20 protein-coding genes and 1 tRNA gene are annotated in these 21291 nt (G+C 62.3%); 11 read left to right on the forward strand and 10 right to left on the reverse strand.

The features are described from left to right. Positions 1–139: 139 nt before the first annotated feature. Positions 140–216 (reverse strand) — tRNA-Pro (locus tag I6L48_RS11510). A gap of 385 nt (positions 217–601) precedes the next feature. On the opposite strand from I6L48_RS11510, the gene tadA reads away from it, so the two are divergent. The 9 genes from tadA (at position 602) to I6L48_RS11555 (ending at position 11783) form a co-directional block, all read left to right on the forward strand. Then, the gene (gene tadA / locus I6L48_RS11515) at positions 602–1150 is read left to right on the forward strand and encodes a tRNA adenosine(34) deaminase TadA (RefSeq protein ID WP_080770013.1); all 549 of its coding nucleotides are present in this window, start codon (positions 602–604) and stop codon (positions 1148–1150) included. A gap of 168 nt (positions 1151–1318) precedes the next feature. After that, positions 1319–3556, forward strand: a complete 2238-nt coding sequence (locus I6L48_RS11520; protein ID WP_216987246.1) for an ABC transporter permease subunit — start codon at positions 1319–1321, stop codon at positions 3554–3556. Positions 3557–3573: 17 nt separating this feature from the next. Then, positions 3574–5223, forward strand: coding sequence for a phosphate ABC transporter permease PstA (gene pstA / locus I6L48_RS11525; RefSeq protein WP_045524164.1), 1650 nt, complete (start codon positions 3574–3576; stop codon positions 5221–5223). A 104-nt stretch (positions 5224–5327) separates the two neighbouring features. Beyond that, positions 5328–6146: a phosphate ABC transporter ATP-binding protein PstB gene (gene pstB / locus I6L48_RS11530; RefSeq protein ID WP_010675264.1), complete on the forward strand. Its 819-nt coding sequence runs from the start codon at positions 5328–5330 to the stop codon at positions 6144–6146. A 188-nt stretch (positions 6147–6334) separates the two neighbouring features. After that, on the forward strand, positions 6335–7045 hold the full coding sequence (gene phoU / locus I6L48_RS11535) for a phosphate signaling complex protein PhoU (protein WP_029314752.1): 711 nt from the start codon (positions 6335–6337) through the stop codon (positions 7043–7045). Positions 7046–7286: 241 nt separating this feature from the next. Then, positions 7287–8606, forward strand: coding sequence for a hemolysin family protein (locus I6L48_RS11540; protein ID WP_041213150.1), 1320 nt, complete (start codon positions 7287–7289; stop codon positions 8604–8606). Positions 8607–8624: 18 nt separating this feature from the next. Beyond that, a complete protein-coding gene (locus I6L48_RS11545; RefSeq protein ID WP_039040256.1) occupies positions 8625–9167 on the forward strand; it encodes a hypothetical protein in 543 nt (180 codons plus the stop codon). Between the two features lie 294 nt (positions 9168–9461). After that, the gene (locus tag I6L48_RS11550; RefSeq protein WP_216987247.1) at positions 9462–10364 is read left to right on the forward strand and encodes a homocysteine S-methyltransferase family protein; all 903 of its coding nucleotides are present in this window, start codon (positions 9462–9464) and stop codon (positions 10362–10364) included. Positions 10365–10373: 9 nt separating this feature from the next. Then, complete coding sequence (locus tag I6L48_RS11555) at positions 10374–11783, forward strand: basic amino acid/polyamine antiporter (protein WP_216987248.1); 1410 nt, start codon at positions 10374–10376, stop codon at positions 11781–11783. A gap of 76 nt (positions 11784–11859) precedes the next feature. On the opposite strand, the gene I6L48_RS11560 is transcribed toward I6L48_RS11555, so the two are convergent. Next, positions 11860–12699, reverse strand: coding sequence for a sterol desaturase family protein (locus I6L48_RS11560; RefSeq protein ID WP_216988074.1), 840 nt, complete (start codon positions 12697–12699; stop codon positions 11860–11862). 178 nt (positions 12700–12877) lie between these two features. Between I6L48_RS11560 and I6L48_RS11565 the strand changes: the two genes are divergently transcribed. Next, the gene (locus I6L48_RS11565; RefSeq protein ID WP_041214885.1) at positions 12878–13249 is read left to right on the forward strand and encodes a hypothetical protein; all 372 of its coding nucleotides are present in this window, start codon (positions 12878–12880) and stop codon (positions 13247–13249) included. 123 nt (positions 13250–13372) lie between these two features. On the opposite strand, the gene I6L48_RS11570 is transcribed toward I6L48_RS11565, so the two are convergent. From I6L48_RS11570 to I6L48_RS11580, 4 genes are all read right to left on the reverse strand, one after another. Next, positions 13373–14116 carry an amino acid ABC transporter ATP-binding protein gene (locus I6L48_RS11570; protein WP_010675257.1) on the reverse strand — a complete coding sequence of 248 codons (744 nt, stop codon included), beginning with the start codon at positions 14114–14116 and terminating at the stop codon, positions 13373–13375. Continuing rightward, on the reverse strand, positions 14100–14222 hold the full coding sequence (locus I6L48_RS20895) for a hypothetical protein (protein WP_257707084.1): 123 nt from the start codon (positions 14220–14222) through the stop codon (positions 14100–14102). The genes I6L48_RS11570 and I6L48_RS20895 overlap by 17 nt, the downstream gene beginning before the upstream one ends. Further along, complete coding sequence (locus I6L48_RS11575; RefSeq protein WP_041201654.1) at positions 14206–15150, reverse strand: amino acid ABC transporter permease; 945 nt, start codon at positions 15148–15150, stop codon at positions 14206–14208. Before I6L48_RS11575 ends, I6L48_RS20895 begins: the two co-directional genes overlap by 17 nt. A 99-nt stretch (positions 15151–15249) precedes the next feature. Beyond that, the gene (locus tag I6L48_RS11580; RefSeq protein WP_010675255.1) at positions 15250–16038 is read right to left on the reverse strand and encodes a transporter substrate-binding domain-containing protein; all 789 of its coding nucleotides are present in this window, start codon (positions 16036–16038) and stop codon (positions 15250–15252) included. 461 nt (positions 16039–16499) lie between these two features. Here I6L48_RS11580 and I6L48_RS11585 point away from each other — a divergent pair, with 461 nt between their 5' ends. Beyond that, positions 16500–17627 carry a GGDEF domain-containing protein gene (locus I6L48_RS11585; RefSeq protein ID WP_111896762.1) on the forward strand — a complete coding sequence of 376 codons (1128 nt, stop codon included), beginning with the start codon at positions 16500–16502 and terminating at the stop codon, positions 17625–17627. A 108-nt stretch (positions 17628–17735) separates the two neighbouring features. Here I6L48_RS11585 and rnk read toward each other — a convergent pair whose 3' ends face one another. The 4 genes from rnk to I6L48_RS11605 all read right to left on the reverse strand — a co-directional run bounded on the left by rnk (position 17736) and on the right by I6L48_RS11605 (position 21282). Then, on the reverse strand, positions 17736–18131 hold the full coding sequence (gene rnk, locus I6L48_RS11590) for a nucleoside diphosphate kinase regulator (RefSeq protein WP_010675253.1): 396 nt from the start codon (positions 18129–18131) through the stop codon (positions 17736–17738). Positions 18132–18364: 233 nt separating this feature from the next. Then, positions 18365–19099, reverse strand: coding sequence for an ABC transporter substrate-binding protein (locus I6L48_RS11595; protein WP_182721638.1), 735 nt, complete (start codon positions 19097–19099; stop codon positions 18365–18367). 81 nt (positions 19100–19180) lie between these two features. After that, the gene (locus I6L48_RS11600) at positions 19181–19864 is read right to left on the reverse strand and encodes a hypothetical protein (protein WP_041215862.1); all 684 of its coding nucleotides are present in this window, start codon (positions 19862–19864) and stop codon (positions 19181–19183) included. A gap of 50 nt (positions 19865–19914) precedes the next feature. Beyond that, complete coding sequence (locus I6L48_RS11605; protein WP_216987249.1) at positions 19915–21282, reverse strand: alkaline phosphatase; 1368 nt, start codon at positions 21280–21282, stop codon at positions 19915–19917. Positions 21283–21291 lie beyond the last annotated feature (9 nt).

A 21291-nucleotide genomic window follows, 5' to 3' on the forward strand; every position in this document is an offset into this window, starting at 1 on the left:
AGTGGTTCTGTATAAAATTCATGCCAATAAAAAGCGGCGACCCGATGAACGGGGGAGGCGAGAGGAAAAAGAGGCAAGCGTCGGGCGTGCAGGCAAAAAAAATAGCCCAGTCGTTTGACTGGGCTATTCTCGGGGAATTTGGTCGGTGTGAGAGGATTCGAACCTCCGACCCTCTACACCCCATGCAGATGCGCTACCTGGCTGCGCTACACACCGACGGAGTCAGCTCGGCTGACGGGGAGGAAGTCTAATCGGATGATTTGGCGGGCGCAACTCCTTTTTTATCAGGGAGATGCCGACTGCTTCTTTATTGTTCAGCCAAGATGCAACTTGGGCCCTGGCCGGAGTTTTGGCATAATCGCCGCCCCCTTAGGCGGGCACTGGGTGGCGAACACCCAACTCGGGGCGTTCCGATGTCGCCGGGGCCTTTGGCCTCTCTTTCATTGACAGCATCTTCTGCCGTGGGCTACCGGCTACCGGCTAGCGCGAGGGGGAAGGGGCCCGGTGTGCCCAGGGCCGGGACGCAGCAATCCGGGAGTGCGCGGCCGATGCCGTGCAGGGGCCAGGCAAGCCGACATCATATCGACGAGAGGATCAGGGCGTGAAACCATCTGAAGTTGCAGCACAGATCAGCCAGCGCGAGCAGGACGAACGCTGGATGCGCCATGCCATGGCCCTGGCCGCCAGGGCGGAGGGGATAGGCGAGATCCCGGTAGGCGCCGTGCTGGTGCTGGGGGACAAGATAGTGGCAGAGGGGTGGAATCGCTCCATCAGCGAGCACGACGCCTGCGCCCATGCCGAGGTGATGGCGCTTCGGGAAGCGGGCAAGCAGCTTGAAAACTATCGCCTGCTCGACACTACCCTCTATGTGACGCTGGAGCCCTGCTGCATGTGTGCCGGCGCCCTCATCCACAGCCGGGTCAAGCGGGTGGTCTATGGTGCCCGGGATTTGAAGACGGGGGCGGCAGGCTCTGTGTTCGACATCCTGCTGGATCCCCGCCACAACCACCAGGTGGCACTGACGGGGGAGGTGCTCGCCGACGCCTGCTCGGCCCAGCTGTCGGATTTCTTCAAACGGCGCCGCGCCGAGAAGAAGGCGGCCAGACTCGCCGCGAAAGAGGCGCTTCCTCAAGATGACAGCGGGGCCTGATGGCCCCGTTTGCTTTTATTTCACTGCCAGACCGGCGGCCTGCTTCCCTCCGAATACCAACTGCCACCCCCCCGATGGAGCCTGCGCTCTTTGCCGCTGTTGATGTAACAAAACTGTCATGCATCCGCCATATAATGCCGCCAAGCCTAGCTCACATTGAGGTCTTGCATGTCATCGGAATCGTTAAATCTGGTCATGGCGGGCAGTCGAAAACGCCGGATCAAGGATAAATTGGCCAAATATGGCGTCACCACAGGGGGAGCCCTGGTGCTGGTGGCGCTGCTGCTCATCTTCTTCTACCTGCTTTATGTGGTGAAGCCCATCTTCAATGGCGCCAGCATGGAGAGCACCGCTTCCTTCACCCTGCCCATCAAGGGCAAGACCGCCTGGCTCGGGGTCGAGGAGCAAAACGAGATAGGTTACCGCTTCAGCGACCAGGGGAAGGTCAAATTCTTTGCCGTGCAACCGGATGGCAAGATCAAGACCGGACAGGTGATTGGTGAGGCGCAGGTGGACGGCGAGATCACGGCGGTCGCGCCGCCTGCGCCGGGCCAGAAACTCATCGCCTATGGGTTTGCCGACGGCAAGGCCCAGGTGGTGCAACCCTATTTCAAGATCTCCTATCCCAATGACGTGCGCGTCATCGAGCCCAGCCTGCAATATCCCTTCGGCGAGACCCCCGTGGTGATCGATCCCCAGGGCAAGGCGCTGACGCGCATGGTCTTCGAGGCGACCAAGGACAAGATGGCGACCGCGGCCGTGACCGAAGATGGTCGTGGTGTGCTGATGGTGATGAGCGGCGAGGAGAACTTCCTCTCCGGCGAAATCGAGTGGAGCAACCAGACCTACACCATTCCGTCCCTGCCACGCCATGTTGACCAGATGCTGCTGACCCCGAACCTGCGCCTGTTGTTCGTGCGCGAGGGCAACCGCCTGTCGGTCTATGACATCCACAACCTGAGCGACATCTCCCTGCGCAATGTCATGGAGATCAACGCCCCCAATGCCAGCGTGACCCAGGTGGCCCTGCTCTCCGGTGCGTCCTCCCTGCTGGTTGGCAACGACAACGGCGTCATCTCCCAGTGGTTCGAGGTGGCAAAGGATGGCAAGCGCCAGTTCACTCAGATCCGTGACTTCAAGGGTGACGCGCCGGTCGCCCTGCTGACCCCCGAGCACTTTCGCAAGGGCTTCATCAGCGCAGGCAGCGACGGCACCATCAACTTCTTCCATGCCACCGGCGAAGCCAAGCTGCTTGGCGAGAAGGTTGACGGGGGCAACCTGGCTGCCGTTGCCATCTCTCCTCGCCACAACCTGCTGTTGACCCAGCAGGGGGATGACTTCAAGGTCTTTGACGTCGAGAACGATCACCCCGAGGTAACCTGGTCTGCCCTCTGGCAACAGGTATGGTATGAAGGCTATCCCGAGCCCCAGTACGTGTGGCAGTCCACCTCCGCCAGCAACGACTTCGAAGCCAAGCTGAGCCTGGTGCCCCTGGTGTTCGGTACCCTGAAAGCCTCCTTCTATGCCATGGTGTTCGCGGTGCCGCTCGGCGTCGCCGGTGCCATCTATACCGCCTACTTCATGTCGGCGGGGCTGCGCAAATACGTCAAGCCGACGGTGGAGATCATGGCGGCGCTGCCGACCGTCATCCTCGGCTTCCTGGCGGGTCTGTGGCTCGCGCCCATCATCGAAGGGGCCCTGCCCGGGGTGATCCTGCTGCTGATCCTGCTGCCCATGGGCATGCTGCTCACCGCCCTGGTGTGGAACTATCTGCCGGAGCGCGGCCGCACCTGGCTGCCGGAAGGCTGGCACGCCATCCTGCTCATCCCTGTGCTGCTGTTCATCGGATGGGGCGCCTTCGCCTTGAGCCCCATCATCGAGAACGCCTTCATGCACGGTGATTCGCGCATCTGGCTGACCCACGACATGGGCATCAAGTTTGACCAGCGCAACTCCCTGGTGGTCGGTATCGCCATGGGCTTTGCGGTCATCCCCACCATCTTCTCCATCGCCGAAGACGCGGTCTTCTCGGTGCCCAAGCACCTGACCCAGGGCTCGCTTGCGCTGGGGGCGACCCCGTGGCAGACCCTGAGCCGGGTGGTGATCCTCACCGCGAGCCCGGGCATCTTCTCGGCGGTGATGATGGGCCTTGGCCGCGCCGTGGGCGAGACCATGATCGTGCTGATGGCCACAGGCAACACCCCCATCATGGACTTTTCCATGTTCCAGGGGCTACGGACCCTGGCGGCGAACATTGCGGTGGAGATGCCGGAATCGGAAGTGGGCAGCTCCCACTACCGGGTGCTCTTCCTCGCCGCCTTCGTGCTGTTTGTGTTCACCTTCTTGTTCAATACCCTGGCCGAATTCGTCCGCCAGCGGTTGCGTGAAAAGTACAGCTCTCTGTAAGGACTAAGGAATCGACAATGGGTAAGTGGTTTAAATCGGGGGCCCCCTGGATCTGGATGACGGGGGGCGCCGTCAGCCTGAGTCTGGTGGCCGTACTGGGTCTGTTGTTGCTGATTGGCTGGCGTGGTCTAGTCTATTTCTGGCCCCATCCTATCTATGAGTGGCAACTTGAAGATGCAAGCGGCAACAAGAGCGTCCTGATTGGCGAGATCAACGACCGGGAGCTGGTGCCGGTGGAGCGCCTGCGCGCCGCAGGCCAGGCGCTGGAAGGGGAGGATCGCGAAGAGATTACCCGTTATCTGGTCAAGACCGGCAACCGGGAGTTCGTGGACCTCGATTTTCGCTGGGTGCTGGAGACCGATATCAAATCGCGCGCCCAGCCGGCGGAGCTCGCCATGGTGGAACGCGCCACCAACGGCAACTTCTATGGTTACATCACCTCGGTGAAGGAAGATGGCCAGGAGCTGACCACGGATCTGCATCCCGCCTTGCAGCGGGTGCTGGCCCGTGCCAACGGCCTCTCAAGCCAAGCCAACGACTTGCAAAAAGGGGCCATCGGCAGCATCAACTATCAGCTGGAGCGCCTGCGCCTGAAAGAGCGCAAGGCCGAGCTGGATGACAAGCTGACCGATCAGCTTAAAGCCGAGCTGGCGAGCGAGCGTCAGGCCCTCAACGACCGTTACCAGGTGCTGGAGAAAGAGCTCTTCTCCCTGCGTACCCAGGCGGACAGAGACAGCATCACCGTCAAGGACATGCGCGGCGAGCTGGTGACCATGCCCATGTCCCGGGTGCTGGATGTGGTCTGGCCCAACGACATGAGCCTGATGGCCAAGGTGGGTCACTGGTTCCACCAGATTGGCAAGTTCGTCTCCGATGACCCCCGGGAGGCGAACACCGAGGGCGGCGTCTTCCCGGCCATCTTCGGCACCGTCTTCATGGTGATCCTGATGGCCATCATCGTGACCCCGCTCGGGGTGGTGGCGGCGGTCTACCTGCACGAGTACGCAGGCAAGAACAGCCTGACCAAGATCATCCGCATCGCGGTGATCAACCTAGCGGGGGTGCCCTCCATCGTCTACGGCGTGTTTGGCCTGGGCTTCTTCGTCTACACCCTGGGGGGCAGCATCGACCGCCTCTTCTACCCGGAAGCGCTGCCGAGCCCGACCTTCGGCTCCCCTGGTGTCATCTGGTCGGCGCTGACCCTGGCCATCCTGACCCTGCCGGTGGTGATCGTCTCCACCGAAGAGGGGCTGGCCCGGATCCCGAGCACCATTCGCCAGGGTTCGCTGGCGCTGGGTGCCACCCAGGCCGAGACCCTCTGGCGCATCGTGCTGCCCATGGCCAGCCCGGCCATCATGACCGGCCTTATCCTGGCCATCGCCCGTGCGGCGGGCGAGGTGGCGCCGCTGATGCTGGTGGGGGTGGTGAAGCTTGCTCCCACGTTGCCGATGGACGGCAACTTCCCGTACCTGCACGTGGAGCGCAAGTTCATGCACCTGGGCTTCCACATCTATGACGTGGGCTTCCAGAGCCCGAACGTCGAGGCGGCGCGTCCTCTGGTCTACGCCACCTCCTTCCTGCTGGTGACGGTGATCGTCGGCCTCAACCTGACGGCGATCGGTATTCGTAACCACCTGCGCGAGAAATTCCGGTCGCTGGAACATTAATCCAGCCATTACAAAGACGGGCAGGGGGCTTCCCTGCCAACCAGATATTCCGGCAGCGGGCAAGACGTTTGCCCGCTGCCACCAAGAGAATTTGAGGTAAACAGATGATCAACGTAACACCGAGTTCGGCCCCGCACACCGCCACCGACCTGCTCAACCTGACCCCGGAGCAGACTGCGCTGGAGGTGAAGGATCTCAACCTGTACTACGGCAACAAGCAGGCGCTGTTCAACGTCAACATGAAGATCCCCAAGGGTCAGGTCACCGCCTTCATCGGCCCGTCCGGTTGCGGCAAGTCCACTTTGCTGCGCTGCATCAACCGGATGAACGATCTGGTGGAGATTTGCCGCATCGAGGGGGAGATCCAGCTGCACGGCCACAACATCTACGACAAGAGCGTGGATGTCTCCGCCCTGCGCCGTCAGGTGGGCATGGTGTTCCAGCGCCCCAACCCCTTCCCCAAGTCCATCTACGAGAACGTGGTCTACGGCCTGCGCCTGCAGGGCATCAATGACCGCCGTACCCTGGACGAGGCCGCCGAGCGTTCCCTGCGCGGTGCTGCCCTGTGGGAGGAGGTGAAGGATCGTCTGCATGACAACGCCTTTGGTCTCTCCGGCGGTCAGCAGCAGCGTCTGGTGATTGCCCGTGCCATCGCCATCGAGCCGGAAGTGCTGTTGCTCGATGAACCGACCTCGGCGCTGGACCCCATCTCCACCCTCACCATCGAGGAGCTCATCAACGAGCTCAAGAGCCAGTTCACCGTGGTGATCGTGACCCACAACATGCAGCAGGCGGCGCGGGTCTCGGATCAGACCGCGTTCATGTACATGGGGGAACTCATCGAGTACTCGAATACCAACACCATCTTCACCACCCCGGCCAAGAAGAAGACCGAAGACTACATTACCGGTCGTTACGGCTAAGGGATGCCGGTGATTGAGATGAGCAAGATGAGCAAGATGGGCATCAACAAACAGATTGGCAGTCAGTTCAACGGCTAAGGCATGTTGGTGCAACAAGGGTGATTGAGATGAACAAGATGGGCATCAACAAACAGATTGGCAGTCAGTTCAACGGTTAAGGCATAATCGGAGCAACAAGGATTACTGGTATGGACAATATGAACCTCAACAAACACATCTCCGGTCAGTTCAATGCCGAGCTTGAGAGCGTGCGCAATCAGGTACTGGTGATGGGGGGGCTGGTGGAGAAGCAACTCACCGACGCCATCGCCGCCATCCATGGCCAGGATCTGGATGCGGCGCGCAAGATCGTGGCCAACGACCACAAGGTCAACGCCATGGAAGTGGCGATCGACGAGGAGTGCACCCGCATCATCGCCAAGCGTCAGCCCACCGCGTCCGACCTGCGGCTGGTGATGGCCATCATCAAGACCATCACGGATCTGGAGCGGATTGGCGACGTGGCGGACAAGATTGCCCGCATGCTGACCGACAACGCCAACAAGCCCCAGCCACCGCTGGTGTCGCTGGAGAACATGGGGCGTCGCACCATCAAGATGCTCCACGACGTGCTCGACGCTTTCGCCCGCATGGATCTGGATGCCGCCCTGGCGGTCTACAAGGAAGATGACAAGGTGGACCGCGAATACGAGTCCATCATCCGCGAGCTGATGACCTACATGATGGAAGATCCCCGCACCATCCCCCAGGTGCTCAACGTGCTCTGGGCGGCACGGGCCATCGAGCGGGTCGGCGATCGCTGCCAGCACATCTGCGAGTACATCGTCTACTACGTCAAGGGCAAGGATGTGCGTCACACCAAGGCCGATGACCTGAGCGATCTGCTGGGCAAGGGCTGATGGGGCGCCTTGGGTGGAGCTCCCGTCGCGGCTGCACGACGGGAATCCAACCCTGATTGAATAAAAAGGCGCTTTGAGCGCCTTTTTCATTGTATGGCACGGCAGTTCAAGATAACGCCACCCGGCGGGCGCTTTTCTGCTAGAATATGGCCCCTGTGTGAGTCCCGGATGGAGTCACGGTCCGGTTTCCCGGGCCCAGTTTGCCGTCTTGTGCTAAGGCGGCTGTAGCAATAGGTTAATCATGAGTTTTGCCGATAGTTTGTTCTTTCTGATGCTGCTGGTCGCCGGCAGCGTGTTCTTCTCACTCTCCGAGATCTCCCTTGCCGCCTCCCGCAAGATCAAGTTGCAGGTGATGGCCGACGAGGGCAACCGCCACGCCGAGAAGGTGCTGGCATTGCAGGCCCAGCCGGGCAACTTCTTTACCGTGGTGCAGATAGGCCTCAATACCGTCGCCATCCTCGGCGGTATCCTGGGGGAATCCGCCCTCAATCCCGCCATCAGGGAGCTGATAGCCGGCTTCTACCAGGGGCCCTGGCTCGGCCAGATTAGCTCCGCGGCCTCGTTCGTCTTCGTCACCGGCATGTTCATCCTGATAGCGGACCTGATGCCCAAGCGCCTTGCCATGACCATGCCCGAGCGGATCGCCGTGGTGGTGGTGCGTCCCATGATGCTGTGCGTCACCTTGTTGATGCCGCTGGTGTGGCTGTTCAACGGCATGGCCAACGGCCTGTTCCGGCTGATGCGCATCTCCATGGTGCGCAACGACGAGATCACCTCCGACGATATTTATGCGGTGATGGATGCAGGTGCCGAAGCCGGTGTCATCCAGCGCGAGGAGCACCAGCTCATCGAGAACGTGTTCGAGCTCCAGTCTCTGGGTGTCACTTCCGCCATGACGGCGCGGGAGAGCCTCATCTACTTCACCCTGCAAGAGGGGGAGGAGAGCATCAAGGCGAAGATCGCCGAGCACCCCCACAACAAGTTCCTGGTGTGCGACCACAACCTCGACAGCATCAAGGGGTTCGTGGATGCCAAGGAGCTGCTGATCCGCGTCATCAGCGGCCAGAGCATCGATCTCAACAGCGGCTCCCTGGTGCAGAACGTCATCATCATTCCCGACACCCTCAACCTCTACGAGGCAATGGAGTACTTCAAGAACCATCGCGGCGATTTTGCGGTGGTGATGAACGAATACGCCCTGGTGGTGGGCATCGTCACCATGAATGACCTGATGAGTACCGTCATGGGGGAGTGGGCCACCCACGTGGTGGAAGAGCAGATCGTCCAGCGGGACGAGAACTCCTGGCTGGTGGACGGGGTGACCCCCATCTCCGACGTGATGCGCGCCTTCGACATCGAGGAGTTCCCGGAAAACCAGAACTACGAGACCATCGCCGGTTTCATCATGTACATGCTGCGCAAGATCCCCAAGCGCACCGACTCGGTCAAATATGCCGGTTACAAGTTCGAAGTGGTGGACATCGACAGTTACAAGATTGACCAGTTGCTGGTCACCCGGGTAGAACCTGCGAGCAATGAGAAGCCCGCTCAGGAATCCTAAAGGAGTTCGTTAGCAATCATGAAGATGAAGACTCATTCCCGTGCGCTGGCCTGTGTGGCGCTCGCCCTGGCACTGGGTGCCTGCAGCCAGAGCGCACCGCGCAAGCCGGTGACGCCTGCCAAACCCGTCGCTCCCCAGCCTGCCGTGGTGGTCCCGCAGCAGGATCCCGATGCGGTGGTGCAAAGCGCCGTGGCAGAGCCCAGCCCGGTGTTCGACGAGGAGTATCACGGCCCGGATCAAGGGTCGCTTGAATCGGTCACCGCCCTGTTTGCCCGGGGTTACATCGAATCCGCCATGCGCGAGACCATGCTGGCGGCGGTGCACAGCGACTATCCGCTGCTCGGCATGCGGGACGTGCGTCTCACTGACCCTGTTGCCAAGTTCCTCACCTCGGCCCAGGCACGCACCACGGCCCACGACTACCTCTATGCCGGGGTGCAGCGTCGGCTGGGCCGTCCGCTCAGCCCCGCCCAGTGGGAGCAGATCTGGCAGGGCTATCCCCAGCAGGGCCGGGTCTCCGACTGGGTCAAGCAGACCAAGCGGGTGCTGGCCGGGCGCTGAGCCCCCTGGTTATCGGCGGCTGTGCCCGCCTTGATCCCCTGTTTCACAAGAGGTCACCCCCCAGGGTGGCCTCTTGTCGTTTCAGTGTCTGGCCAGGTGATGCCTGTGCCGGGTAGACCTCCCTTTGCCGCCATCATCCTGAGCTTGCCCGGATTTGTTCGTAGCCCCCGATTGCCTCTTGTTCTACTTTGGGTCATGATATTTGGGATTTCTAGCCGTCTAGATGTTTTGATGGCTTAATGTGGTTTCACACAATAAACACCCGTCATGGCGGGGAGACGCAGAGAGACAGAGATGGACAAGCAGGATTTGTGGGTACTCGATGGCGGTATGGGCCGTGAACTGGCGCGGCGTGGTGCGCCGTTCCGTCAACCGGAGTGGTCGGCACTGGCGCTGATGGAAGCGCCCGAGACGGTGCGCGAGGTACACCAGGCTTATGCGACGAGCGGTGCCCGGGTGATCACCACCAACAGCTATGCCCTGGTGCCCTTCCATATCGGCGAGGCGCGCTTTGCCGCCCAAGGGGAGGCACTTGCAGCCCTGGCCGGGCAACTGGCTCGAGACGTGGCCGACGAACAGGGAGGATCCGTCAAGGTGGCCGGTTCCTTGCCGCCGCTCTTTGGCTCCTATCGTGCGGACCTCTATCAGGCCGAACGGGTGAGCGAGCTGGCGACACCACTTATCCGGGCCCTGTCACCCCATGTGGATCTTTGGTTGGCGGAGACCATGAGCCTCATCGCCGAGCCCCTGGCCCTCAAGGCCCTGCTGCCCGAGGACGGCAAGCCGTTCTGGGTCTCCTTTACTCTGGAAGACGAGGCGCCGGGCAGCGAGCCCACCCTGCGCTCCGGCGAGCGGGTGGCGGATGCCGTGACCGCGTTGGCGTTGGCCGGAGTGGATGCCATCCTGTTCAACTGCTGCCAGCCCGAGGTGATTGAAGGGGCGCTCAAGGTGGCCGTCGCCGCGTTGCAGGTTCAGGGGCGCACCGACGTTCGCCTCGGCGCCTATGCCAACGCCTTTCCGCCCCAGCCCAAGGAGGCGACTGCCAATGACGGTCTGGACGAGATCCGTGGCGATCTGGGGCCGCTGGATTACCTCGGCTGGGCCGAGCGCTGGCGCAGAGCCGGGGCAAACCTCATCGGCGGCTGCTGCGGCATCGGCCCGGAACACATCGAGGCGCTGGCCAGCCGGCTGCGTTAAGGAGCGCCCATGAAAGAGAGCAAGATCGGGCTCTGGTCCCTCACGGCGCTGGTGTTCAGCTCCATGGTGGGGGCCGGCATCTTCAGCCTGCCCCAGAACATGGCCGATGTGGCGGGCGCCCGCGCCGTGCTGATCGGCTGGGCCGTCACCGGGGTCGGCATACTGGCGCTGGCCATGAGCTTCCTCTACCTGTCGCGGCTCAAACCCGAGCTCGACGGCGGCATCTACAGCTATGCCCGAGCCGGCTTTGGCGAGCTGGTGGGGTTCTTCTCCGCCTGGGGATACTGGCTCTGTGCCACCATCGGCGTGGTGGGGTATCTGGTGATCGCCTTCGCGGCGCTGGGCAGCTTCGTCGACACGCCGGAGCGGGTCTGGTTTGGCGAGGGCAACACATTGGCAGCTTTTGTCGGCGAGTCCTGCATCCTCTGGGCGGTGCACCTGCTGGTGGCCCGAGGCGTACAGCAGGCGGCCCTGTTCAATCTGGTGGCGACCCTGGCCAAGAGCCTGCCGCTGCTGCTGTTCATCCTGTTCGCCTGCTACTGGTTCGATCCGATCACCTTTGCGGCGGATCAGGAGGGCAGCACCCTGGCGGTACCGGTCTCCGAGCAGGTGCGCAACACCATGCTCATCACCCTCTGGGTTTTCACCGGCATCGAAGGAGCAGCGGTGCTCTCGGCCCGGGCGAGAAACAAGCGGGACGTGGGCACCGCCACCGTGCTCGGCGTGGTGCTGGCGCTGCTGCTCTATGTGCTCATCTCGGTGCTGGCGCTCGGAATATTGAGCCGCCCGGAGCTTGCGGCCCTGCCCAACCCCTCCATGGCGGGATTGATGGCCCAGATGACGGGTTCCTGGGGCAAGTTGCTCATCAGCGCCGGCCTCATCGTGTCGGTGCTCGCCTCCTACGTGAGCTGGACCCTCTTCTCGGCCGAGGTGCCGTTCAGCGCGGCGCGTCACGGGGCCTTCCCGGCCATCTTCCGGCGCGAGAACCGCAACGGCACCCCCATCGCCTCGCTCTGGCTCACCAGCCTGACCGTGCAGGGCTGCTTGCTGCTGGTGTGGCTGCTTGGCAAGGGGTACACCAACCTGCTGCTCATCTCCACCTCCATGATCCTGGTGCCCTACCTGCTCATCGGCCTCTTCCTGCTCAAGCTGGTCTTCAGTGGCAAGGGGGGGCAGGGCCGCAGCCTGATGCGGGTGGTGGCGCTGGTGTCGAGCGGTTATGGTTTCTGGCTGCTCTACGCCGCCGGGGTGGAGTACCTGCTGCTGTCGCTTCTGCTCTACGGGCCGGGTCTGCTGCTGTTTCTCTACAGCCGTCGCCAGCTCGGCGCCGAACAGCGGCTCAGCGGGCGCGAACGGCTGCTGGCCGGGGTGACGCTGCTGAGCCTGATCCCCGCCGTCTGGTCCTTCGTTCACGTCTGACCCGGGGGGGGTTCCTGTCATGAAAAAGAGCGCCCTGGGCGCTCTTTTTTGTCTGCTGATTGCCTACAGTGCGTGCTCAGCGGCTGGCGGGACCCGCAGGTTTGCCAAACAGCACGGCGAGCTTTTGCCGCCATGGGAGGCCCCGGGCCTCTTGCAGCATGTCGCGCCACTCGTGGAAGGTGAGGGTGAGGGGGTTGAAGCTGTGAATTGGCTTGGTGATGCCGAAACGGCACGGCTCGCCCAAGTCTTCTTCCACGAAGGTGCCAAACAGCCGGTCCCAGATGATGAGCACGCCGGCGAAGTTGCGATCGATGTATCTGGCATTGCTGGCGTGGTGCACCCTGTGGTGGGACGGGGTGTTGAAGATCCATTCAAGTTTGCCCAGCTTGCCCACCACCTGGGTGTGGACGAAGAACTGAAAACCCAGGCTCAAGAGCACGGTGGCCACCACCGCCTCGGGGGGGAAGCCGATGAGGATCATGGGGATCCAGAACAGCCACATGCCGGAGACCGGGTACATCAGGCTCTGGCGAAAGGCGGTGGAGAGGTTGAGCCGCTCCGAGCTGTGGTGCACCACGTGGGAGGCCCAGAGCCAGCGCACATGGTGGCTTGCGAAGTGGAACAGCCAGTAGCAGAGATCCTGCAACAGAAAGAGCAGCAAGAGGCTCCACAGGTTCAGCTCGATATCGAATAGTCGCCAGCCCCAGAGGATGTCATAGAGACAGGCGATGGCAATGGCGGCCAGGGCATCGCCCCCCTGATGCATCAGTGCCAGGGTGGCATTGGCGAAGAGATCCTTCCACTGGTAGCCCGCCGTGGGATAGGCGGCGCCGTGTTTTCGCAGGTAGAGCATCTCCCAGCCGATGAAAACCAGAAAGAGGGGCGAGAGGTAGAGCAGGAGCAGTTGCACATCCATGTGAGCCATCCGGTTGGACCAGTTGGATGTCAGCATACCGGATGATGTTAAAAACTCATTAACATTTGATGGTGATCCTCCTGTCTGACGCGGCCCGGCCTTGCCCTCCCTGTTTACACTGAAGAAGGAGCGCGCGCGGCATCTACCGCAAGCGGCAGTACCTTGGGAGGGAGAGAAAATGAACGGGACGCCTGTTTGTCTCATGCTCGGCCTGCTCAGTGCGAGTGCGATGGCCAATGACAGTTTCAACAGCGAGTTGAGCCATGTTGTCGGTGGTGCGGCCATGGGGGCGGGCTTTACGGCCATCGCGGATCACTATGGCTATAGGGAGCACAGGGGCTGGATTGGTTTTGGCATCTCGACCGGCATCGGCATCGCCGCAGAGCTGATCGAGCGGGCCAGTGGTCAGGGGCCCTTCTCCGCCCTGGATGCGGGGGCCAATGCGCTGGGGGCCGCCGCCGGTGCCTACGGGACGGATCGCTGGCTGCTGGCACCCGTGGTGCTGCCCGAGCAGCACTTCGCCGGCCTGACGGGCATGTATCGATTCTAGGGCGAGCCACCTGGAACAAAAAAGGGAGCCTGGGCTCCCTCTTCTTGATTTGCATGACACCGCTGCGCGGTTGATCGAGCCCGGGTTTGCCCCTTTACCGGATTGCCAATATCGGTGCGCTCGTCAGAGTACCTGGCTCAGGAACTGGCGCAGGCGCGGGGAGGGGGGATTGTCGAAGAAGTCGGCGGGTTTCTCGTCCACCAGCAACTCGCCGCTCTCCATGAAGAGCACCCTGTCCGCCACTTCCCGGGCAAAGCCCATTTCGTGGGTCACCACCACCATGGTCATCCCTTCGCGGGCCAACCCCTTCATGACGTCCAGCACCTCTCCCACCATTTCGGGGTCGAGGGCGCTGGTGGGCTCGTCAAACAACATGATGCGCGGCTGCATGGCGAGCGCCCGGGCGATGGCCACCCGCTGCTGCTGGCCGCCGGAGAGCTGGGAGGGGTAGCTCTGGGCCTTGTTGGAGAGACCGACCTTGAGCAACAGGGCCTTGGCCCGCTCCTCTGCCTCCTGGCGAGAGAGCCCTCTCACCTTCTGGGGGGCCAGCGTGATGTTGTCCAGCACCGTCAGGTGAGGGAAGAGGTTGAAGGACTGGAACACCATGCCCACCTCTTCCCGCAGCTTGTTGACATCCCCGGGTTCGGTGAGGCTGATGCCGTCGACCACGATATTGCCATCGTTGATGGTCTCCAGCTGGTTGAGGGTGCGCAGGAAGGTGGACTTGCCCGAGCCGCTCGGCCCCACGATCACCACCACTTCCCCTTCGGCCACCTGGGTGCTGACGTTTTTCAGGGCGTGCACCTCGGTGCCGTAGAACTTCTCTACACCGGTCGCCTTGATGATGGGATCAGTTGCTGCGCGCATAGTTCACCTCCAGACGACGCACCGGGAAGGGGCAGGGAGTGCCGGTGATGGCAGAACGTTTCGACACCGATGGCGCCTTGATAACGGGATCAGTTGCTGCGCGCATATTTCACCTCCAGACGACGCACCAGGAAGGAGAGAGTGCCGGTCAGCACCAGATAGAGCAGGGCCACGGTGAACCACACCTCGAACGGGCTGAAGGTGGAGCTGACCACTTCGCGCCCCGCCTTGGTGAGATCCGTGATGGAGATGACGGAGACCAGAGAGGAGTCCTTGATGAGGTTGATGAACTGACCCGCGAGCGGTGGCAGCACCCGTTTGAAGGCCTGGGGCAGGATGACGTAGCGCATGGTCTGGGCCGAGGTCATGCCAAGGCTTCTGCCCGCTTCCATCTGCCCCTTGTGAATGGAGCTGATGCCGGCGCGCACGATCTCCGCCACGTAGGCGCCGGTGAAGACCGCGAGCGCCGCCACACCAGCGGTGAATCGGTCGAGGTTCAGCACGGTGCCGATAAAGAAATAGACGATGAAGATCTGCACCAGCAACGGGGTGCCACGGATGAGCTCCACATAGGTCACGGCCAGGTTGCGCAGGGCCGGATTGGGGGAGAGGCGGGCGAGCCCGGCCAGGGTGCCAAGCAGGATGGCGAAGATGCCCGCCACCAGGGAGAGCTTGACCGTGACCCAGACTCCCCAGGCAATGGGGCCGGCGGTCCAGCTCAGTTGCACATCCAGGGTATCGCCGAGGAAGACGGTATCCCCTTCAGCCAGCTGGGAGCCCTTGGGAGCGATGGCCTGACGGCGGCTGGGGTCGAGGTCGTCTTGCAGGAAGAGCTGTCCCTTGTCCGCGACCACGGTGCCGTCAAACTCGGCATAGTGTTTCTGTTCTGCCTGATAGGCGATGTACTGGGGAATGCGTTCCCATCGCCAGGTGTAATCCACTGCCTGCACTGCCTTGTAGATGCCGAAAATGGCGGCCAGCACCAGCAGCAGGAAGATCCCGTGCCAGAGCAGCTGATTGGGCTGTTTTTCCATCTGTCTTGTGAGTTTGGGGTTGATCACTGTCACAACCTCTTTTGTCGTTATCGTGTGGGGAGTCTGCGTGAAGGGGCGGCATGCCGCCCCTTTGAGAGGTTATTTGAGCTGGTTCAGCCAGGCGGTGGATTCAAACCACTTCTTGTAGAGACGGTCGTAGCTGCCGTCGCCCTTGATCTGGCGCAGGTAGTTGTTGAACCAGTTGAGGGTGTCCTGATCCCCCTTGCGGATGGCCCAGGCCAGCGGCTCGAAGGTGAACGGCTTGTCGAGGTGTACCACGGCGCCCTGGTTCTGGGACGCGAAGATGGCGTTGTAGGGCAGGTCGTAGACGAAGGCATCCACCTTGCCGTTGATCACTTCCAGCTTGGCGTCATCCTGGGTTTCAAACTGCAGCAGGGTGGCCTTGGGGATCATGCGCTTGACCGCTTGCTCACCGGTGGTGCCGAGTTTGACCGCGATCTTGTATTTGGGATCGTTGAGGTCCTGGAAGGATTTGATTTCGCCCGCCTTGTCCTTGCGAAGCACGATGGTCTGGCCGACGACGATGTAGGGATCGGCAAAGTTCACGCGCAGGTTGCGCTGGGGAGTGACGGTCATGCCGCCCATGATGACGTCGAACTTGTCGGTCAAGAGCGCGGGGATGATGCCGTCCCAGGCGGTGTTGACGAACTCCACCTTCACGCCCATCTCCTTGGCGACCATCTTGGCGAGATCCACGTCAAAGCCGATGTACTGGCCCTGCTTGTTGGTCATCTCGAAGGGTTGATAGCCGGCATCGAAGCCGACCCGCAGCACACCGCGCTCCAGCACGGCATCCAGGGTGGAAGTGGGCGCGGCGTTGGCCAGCCCGCACAGCAGCAGGGTAGAGAGAATGAGTTTTTTGATCATAAATGACGTCTCTGTCGTAAATGTGGTCGGCCTTGAACCTGCTCCCGTGCGACTCCATGGCACAAGAGACTGCTGCATCCGGCAGCAGGCAAGACAGGATTATTGTCTTGGTCGGGGCAAAAGCCCCATATGAGATTCTATGAATGGTTCGTTGGATGAAAAATGTACCAAAACCTGTTTGTGCCAGAAGACTCAATAAGTTATGGAGACTTTTATCCGTCGTGGTGACTCATAAAACCACATGAAAACAACATATCTATCTAATGGCGCCGGTTCAAGTGCAAAATATCCGGCGGCCGTCTCGGTGGAAAATCCGGGCACAGACAGGGCGTTGTCCGGCACGCTTCACGGGGAATGGGGGGTGCGAGCCGGGCAAATATTTTTGCCCGGCCCATAGGCTCCCTCTGTGTCTTGTCATGGGCTTCCCATATACTCAGCCATCTCCATTGGAAGGTTCGGGAATGGACGCCTCAATTCTGCTCAATCTGGACGTATTTACCCTGATGTTGATGGCCCTCGGGGGCTACAGCCTGGGATTCATCACCCTCTCCATCATCTGGTCGACCCACAGGGAAATACCCGGTCTCGGGCTCTGGTGGTGGTCCAGCCTCTGTGCCCTGGCGGCGCAATCGCTCTTCTTCATGCAGGCATTTTCCCCCCATATCGCGGGGATCTGGCTGGCCAACCTGCTCATCACCTTCTGCCTCGCCCTGATGCCACTCGCCATCCAGCGCTTCTTCGGGGAGCCGCCAAACTGGCGGGCATTCACCCTCTTCATGCTGGTCTATCTGCTGATCCTCTGCTGGAGCGTCATCTTCAACGACAAGATGGCCCCCCGGGTGCTGCTGGCCTGCCTGAGCTACATGATGGTGGGGGCGGTGATTGTCTGGCTCATCTGGCGCCATGGCTACCCTGACTATCTGCCTGCGGTGCTGGTGTTCACCGTGGTCAACATCCTGCTCTACGGTTTCAATCTGGTGCGCATGGGGGCCCTGCTCGGCGGCGAGGTGCGGGTCCTGATGGATCAGCATGCGGTCAATGTGCTCCCCTTCCTCTCCATGCTGATGGGCAACTATCTGTCGACCTTCGGGGTGCTGCTGCTCTGTACCCAGTACCGGGCCCTGGCCCTGCGTCGACAGGCCAGCCAGGATCCCCTGACCGGCCTCCTGAACCGGCGCGGCTTCATGGATCACTGCGTGACGATGGCAAGGCAGGGGGCGCTGGTGGTGCTGGATCTCGACGACTTCAAGCAGATCAACGATCGCCACGGTCACGAGACCGGGGACAGGGTGCTGGAGGCGGTGGGTCGCTATCTTGCCGGCCAGCGGGATCTGGTGGCCAGCCGCTTCGGCGGGGAGGAGTTTGTGCTGCTGTTGCCCGAGCGGGACCCCCTGGCCCAGCAGGCGCGCTGCGAGCAGATCCGCCAGGGGATAGAAACGCTGGGGCTGAAGGGGGTCCGGGTGACGGCCAGCCTGGGGTGGGTGCCCAGCGCCCGCGAATGGCACTTTGACACCCTGTTCAGCCAGGCAGATCGCGCTCTCTATCAGGCCAAGCGGGAGGGCAAGAACCGGATTTGTCAGGGGGCCTGATCCCCCGTCAGGTCATGCCCGGCCGGTGGCCGTCGGCGCCGACCGGACAAAGGCATACCGAGTCAGCCACCTGGTCGCATCAGACCAGAATGGCAGCCTGTCAGCTTGTCAGCGGTGCAGCTCCCCCGCGCGTTCTGGCTGATAGACCACTTCCAGGATCTCCACCTGGATGGTGCGACCGGCCGGCCCCGGCCAGGCGATGCTGTCACCCACCTTGAGCCCCAGCAGGGCGCTGCCCACTGGCGCCAGCACGGAGATCTTCGATTCGTCCCCCTGCACATCCTTCGGATAGACCAGCGTCAGGCAGAAGTCGTTGCCGCTGTTTTGCATCTTGAAGCGCACCGTGCTGTTCATGGTCACCACGTCCGGCGGCATGTCGGCGGGTTCGCGGATCTCGGCGCGATCCAGCTCCTCTTGCAGGGCAAGGTGCTGGGGGTGGTTGCCAAGCAGCTGTTCGATGCGATCCAGATCCAGGCTGGAGATGACGAGATGAGGCTGTTTCATAGGGTATTTCCTTATCAATGACTGAAGGGACCAGGATGACGGGCAGACTGGTCGACAAAAAACGGTGCAAGGGTAAAAAGCAGACAGCAACAGCGATGCCCCCGAGCGACTCGCGTAGCGGGGCGAGGGCGGGGGCTCAGCGGGGTGTGAGCGTACTGGAAAAAATCATGATTGCTTTCATGGAGATACCATAACCATTCTGGGGTGGTTTGGCAATTGGACTGACTGTCTCATCAGGGAGCCTGGTAATCGTACTGGTGCAGGATGCGCGCGAGACTGCCATCCTCCCTCATTTCCTGAATGACCCGGCGCCAGCGCAGCGCCTCGCTGCGGGAGAAGCGGGGGCTGGCGGCCAGGTAGAGGGTGCTCTGCTGCAAGGTCTCGCCCCGCACCAGATCCGGGAGCGGCAGACCCGCCCGCTGCTGGTTGTAACGGGCGGTGTTCCAGGCCACCGCCCAGGCCTGGATGCGGCCGCGCGCCAGCTTGCTGGCGTTGCTGACCTCCTCGGTGACCAGCTCCCGGGTCACTCCTGTCAGCGGCTGGATCAGGCTCTGGCTATGGGAGCCACGCATCACGCCAACGGTGAGGCCAGGCAGCGTCTTCATGGAGAGCGGCGTTGGATGGTGACGGCGATGGCTGACCAGCACGAAGGCCTCCTCCAGCAGGGGAGCAATCCAGAGAAACAGTGGTTCGCGCTGGGGGTTTCGGGCCGGGGGCAACAACAGGACATCCGGGCGGTGGCTGGCCTGGCTGAGGGCGCGAGCCAGCGGCATCAACTCGATCTCGAGCGGTTCCCCGAGGCGGCGGGCAGCCTCCTCCAGCACCTCGATGGCCATGCCGCTCGGCGCACCCTGCTGGGCGCGGATCACATAGGGGGGAATGTCCGCGGCCACGACGACCACGGCACGGGCCGAAAAGGCGCAGACGATCAGAGGGGAGAGCAGCAGAAGCAGAGTAACAAGGCGCATGGATGTTCGGGTCCGGGATGAGTACAGAGAGTGTAACATCCCGTTACGCCATGTCAGCCAGGCGATTGCCGCCTGGGGGGATCAGTCGAAGAAATCCCGCAGATCCAGGGTCTGGTACCCTGCCAGTTGCTGCCAGGGGAGGGTCTTTGGCAGCGTCTTGAGCGTCACCTCCATCCGGTAGCTGCGATAACCGTCGAGGCTTGCCGACTCCACCACCAGGGGCAACTGCCAGCGGCTCGACCAGAGGATGCGGGTACGTTGGCGACCTTCACGGGTCTCATACCAGTTCGCCTGGTCGGGGGCGGCCTCATCCAGTGGTGTCATTCCCTCTAACAGGGAAGGGTTGATGAGGTGGCGGATCCGCGCCCACTCCGGCTTGAAGGCCACCTGGCCGTACTCCTCCTGCGGCACCTCCACCAGCTGGTTGTGCCAGGCATCGGCGTAGCGCAACTGGAGTGCGTCTCCCTCGCTGCGGGTGACCCAGCGTGCCGCCATCTGGTGAGTGAAGTGTTTGTGGCCGGGGCGGGCATCGTGGGTGGCGTGATAGGCACGGGCCAGGGGAACGGGAATGAGCCGCTGGCTCCACACCTGGTCACCGACCCGCAGCCACTTCTCCTGCCACTGGCTCTCCCGGGTGATGCCGTCGCTGCCGGTCACCCTATCCACGTAGCGGATGCGGGCGGCCAGATCGGGCACCTCGTCGGCCAGGAGGGGGAAGGAGAGGGCGCTGCCCAGCAGCCATAAAGAAAGCAGATATTTCATCATCGTCTCTCGCTCGACGGAAAAGGTGCCCGGCGCGGTGCCGGGCCCCTTTATCACAGGCCGAGGGCCTCCCTGAGCTTGCCGAACACCCGGGTGTTGTCGAGGGTGCCCTTGAACTGGCTGCTGCCTGCGCCGCCCGCGAACAGCATCACATCGCCGCCGCCGTGAGTCTCGGAGCCGAGCTTGACCCCGGTCTCCTGCAGGTAGTCATCCGCCATTACCTCATCGCTGGTGAGGGGGGGGCGCTGGTCCTGGCGGTTGGGGCCGTTGCCGAATACCAGGGTAGTGAACGGCTTGCCGTCCGCGTCGTTCTGGGTCGAACCATCGGCGTTCTTGACCAGATCCAGCACCTTGTTGCCCTTGGCGGAATAGCCGTTGATGGTCATGGTGTGGTCGTGGTCGGCGGTGACCACGATCAGGGTATCGCTCAAATCCACTTTGCCGAGGGCCGTCTTGACCGCCTCGTCCAGCGCCACCGCATCGGTCAGGGATCGCTTGGCGTTGGTTGCATGCAGGGCGTGGTCGATACGCCCCCCCTCCACCATCAGGAAGTAGCCCTGGCTGTTCTGGCTGAGCAGATCGATCGCCTTGGCGGTCATCTCGGAGAGGGACGGCTGGGTACTGGCCGCCCCCTTGGCGACGCGGTCCAGTTCGTAGTCGAGGTGGGACTTGGTGCTGAACAGCCCCAGCACCTTGCCCGAGTTGACGGCAGAGAGCTCATCCTTGGTGGTGACATAGCGGTAGCCCCGGGCGGTCAGCTCGGCGGTGAGATCCCGGCCGTCGGCCCGGCCGCCCTTGTTGCTGGCGCTGTAGGGCGTCCAGTGGTTGGCGCCGCCCCCCATCAGCACATCGACCCCATCCCCCAGCGCCTGGTTGAAGCCGGCTCCGCCCGGTACCGCCTGCTCGGCGATGGCGTAGGCCGCATCCCGGTGGCAGATATGGGAATAGGTCGCCGCCGGGGTGGCATGGGTGAGCTCCGTGGTCGTGACGGCTCCCACCGACTTGCCGGCTGCCTTGGCCAGCTCGAGAAGGGTGGGCACCGGGCTTCCGTTGTCGCTGGTGCAGTTGTTGATGCCCTTGTTGCCGTTGGCATCCTTGGACGGTGCCACGGCCCTGGTGTCGCTGCTCATGGCGATCACCTCGTTGTTCATCTTGACGCCGGTGGTGTAGGCCGCCATGGAGGGGGCGGAGTCCGTGGTCTGGGCATCGTGGGAGAAGGTCTTGATGCGCGCGCTCTGGGGCAGTTTCATCATCTCGAGATCCCCCTCTTCCCCCACCTTGAACAGGCGGGTGGCGGTGAGCACGGTGGGACCCATGCCGTCACCGATAAAGAGGATGACGTTCTTGGCATCGGCGGCGTGCGCCTGGGAGAGGCCGCCAAGCGTGCCGAGCAGGGCGGTGCAGACCAGCGTCTTTTTCATGGTGATGTT

Source organism: Aeromonas sp. FDAARGOS 1418, from assembly GCF_019048585.1.
GTDB classification, from domain to species: Bacteria; Pseudomonadota; Gammaproteobacteria; order Enterobacterales; family Aeromonadaceae; genus Aeromonas; species Aeromonas caviae.

What these genes read in the sequence shown, in the direction of transcription:
- I6L48_RS11585 (WP_111896762.1), top strand. Translation starts at nt 16,500, where the DNA reads ATGGACGCCTCAATTCTGCTCAATCTGGACGTATTTACCCTGATGTTG.
- I6L48_RS11580 (WP_010675255.1), bottom strand. Translation starts at nt 16,038, where the DNA reads ATGATCAAAAAACTCATTCTCTCTACCCTGCTGCTGTGCGGGCTGGCC.
- I6L48_RS11520 (WP_216987246.1), top strand. Translation starts at nt 1,319, where the DNA reads ATGTCATCGGAATCGTTAAATCTGGTCATGGCGGGCAGTCGAAAACGC.
- I6L48_RS11600 (WP_041215862.1), bottom strand. Translation starts at nt 19,864, where the DNA reads ATGATGAAATATCTGCTTTCTTTATGGCTGCTGGGCAGCGCCCTCTCC.
- pstA (WP_045524164.1), top strand. Translation starts at nt 3,574, where the DNA reads ATGGGTAAGTGGTTTAAATCGGGGGCCCCCTGGATCTGGATGACGGGG.
- pstB (WP_010675264.1), top strand. Translation starts at nt 5,328, where the DNA reads ATGATCAACGTAACACCGAGTTCGGCCCCGCACACCGCCACCGACCTG.
- I6L48_RS11555 (WP_216987248.1), top strand. Translation starts at nt 10,374, where the DNA reads ATGAAAGAGAGCAAGATCGGGCTCTGGTCCCTCACGGCGCTGGTGTTC.
- I6L48_RS11565 (WP_041214885.1), top strand. Translation starts at nt 12,878, where the DNA reads ATGAACGGGACGCCTGTTTGTCTCATGCTCGGCCTGCTCAGTGCGAGT.
- I6L48_RS11545 (WP_039040256.1), top strand. Translation starts at nt 8,625, where the DNA reads ATGAAGATGAAGACTCATTCCCGTGCGCTGGCCTGTGTGGCGCTCGCC.
- phoU (WP_029314752.1), top strand. Translation starts at nt 6,335, where the DNA reads ATGGACAATATGAACCTCAACAAACACATCTCCGGTCAGTTCAATGCC.
- I6L48_RS11540 (WP_041213150.1), top strand. Translation starts at nt 7,287, where the DNA reads ATGAGTTTTGCCGATAGTTTGTTCTTTCTGATGCTGCTGGTCGCCGGC.
- I6L48_RS11570 (WP_010675257.1), bottom strand. Translation starts at nt 14,116, where the DNA reads ATGCGCGCAGCAACTGATCCCATCATCAAGGCGACCGGTGTAGAGAAG.
- rnk (WP_010675253.1), bottom strand. Translation starts at nt 18,131, where the DNA reads ATGAAACAGCCTCATCTCGTCATCTCCAGCCTGGATCTGGATCGCATC.
- I6L48_RS11550 (WP_216987247.1), top strand. Translation starts at nt 9,462, where the DNA reads ATGGACAAGCAGGATTTGTGGGTACTCGATGGCGGTATGGGCCGTGAA.
- I6L48_RS11560 (WP_216988074.1), bottom strand. Translation starts at nt 12,699, where the DNA reads ATGGATGTGCAACTGCTCCTGCTCTACCTCTCGCCCCTCTTTCTGGTT.
- I6L48_RS11595 (WP_182721638.1), bottom strand. Translation starts at nt 19,099, where the DNA reads ATGCGCCTTGTTACTCTGCTTCTGCTGCTCTCCCCTCTGATCGTCTGC.
- I6L48_RS20895 (WP_257707084.1), bottom strand. Translation starts at nt 14,222, where the DNA reads ATGCGCGCAGCAACTGATCCCGTTATCAAGGCGCCATCGGTGTCGAAA.
- I6L48_RS11605 (WP_216987249.1), bottom strand. Translation starts at nt 21,282, where the DNA reads ATGAAAAAGACGCTGGTCTGCACCGCCCTGCTCGGCACGCTTGGCGGC.
- I6L48_RS11575 (WP_041201654.1), bottom strand. Translation starts at nt 15,150, where the DNA reads ATGGAAAAACAGCCCAATCAGCTGCTCTGGCACGGGATCTTCCTGCTG.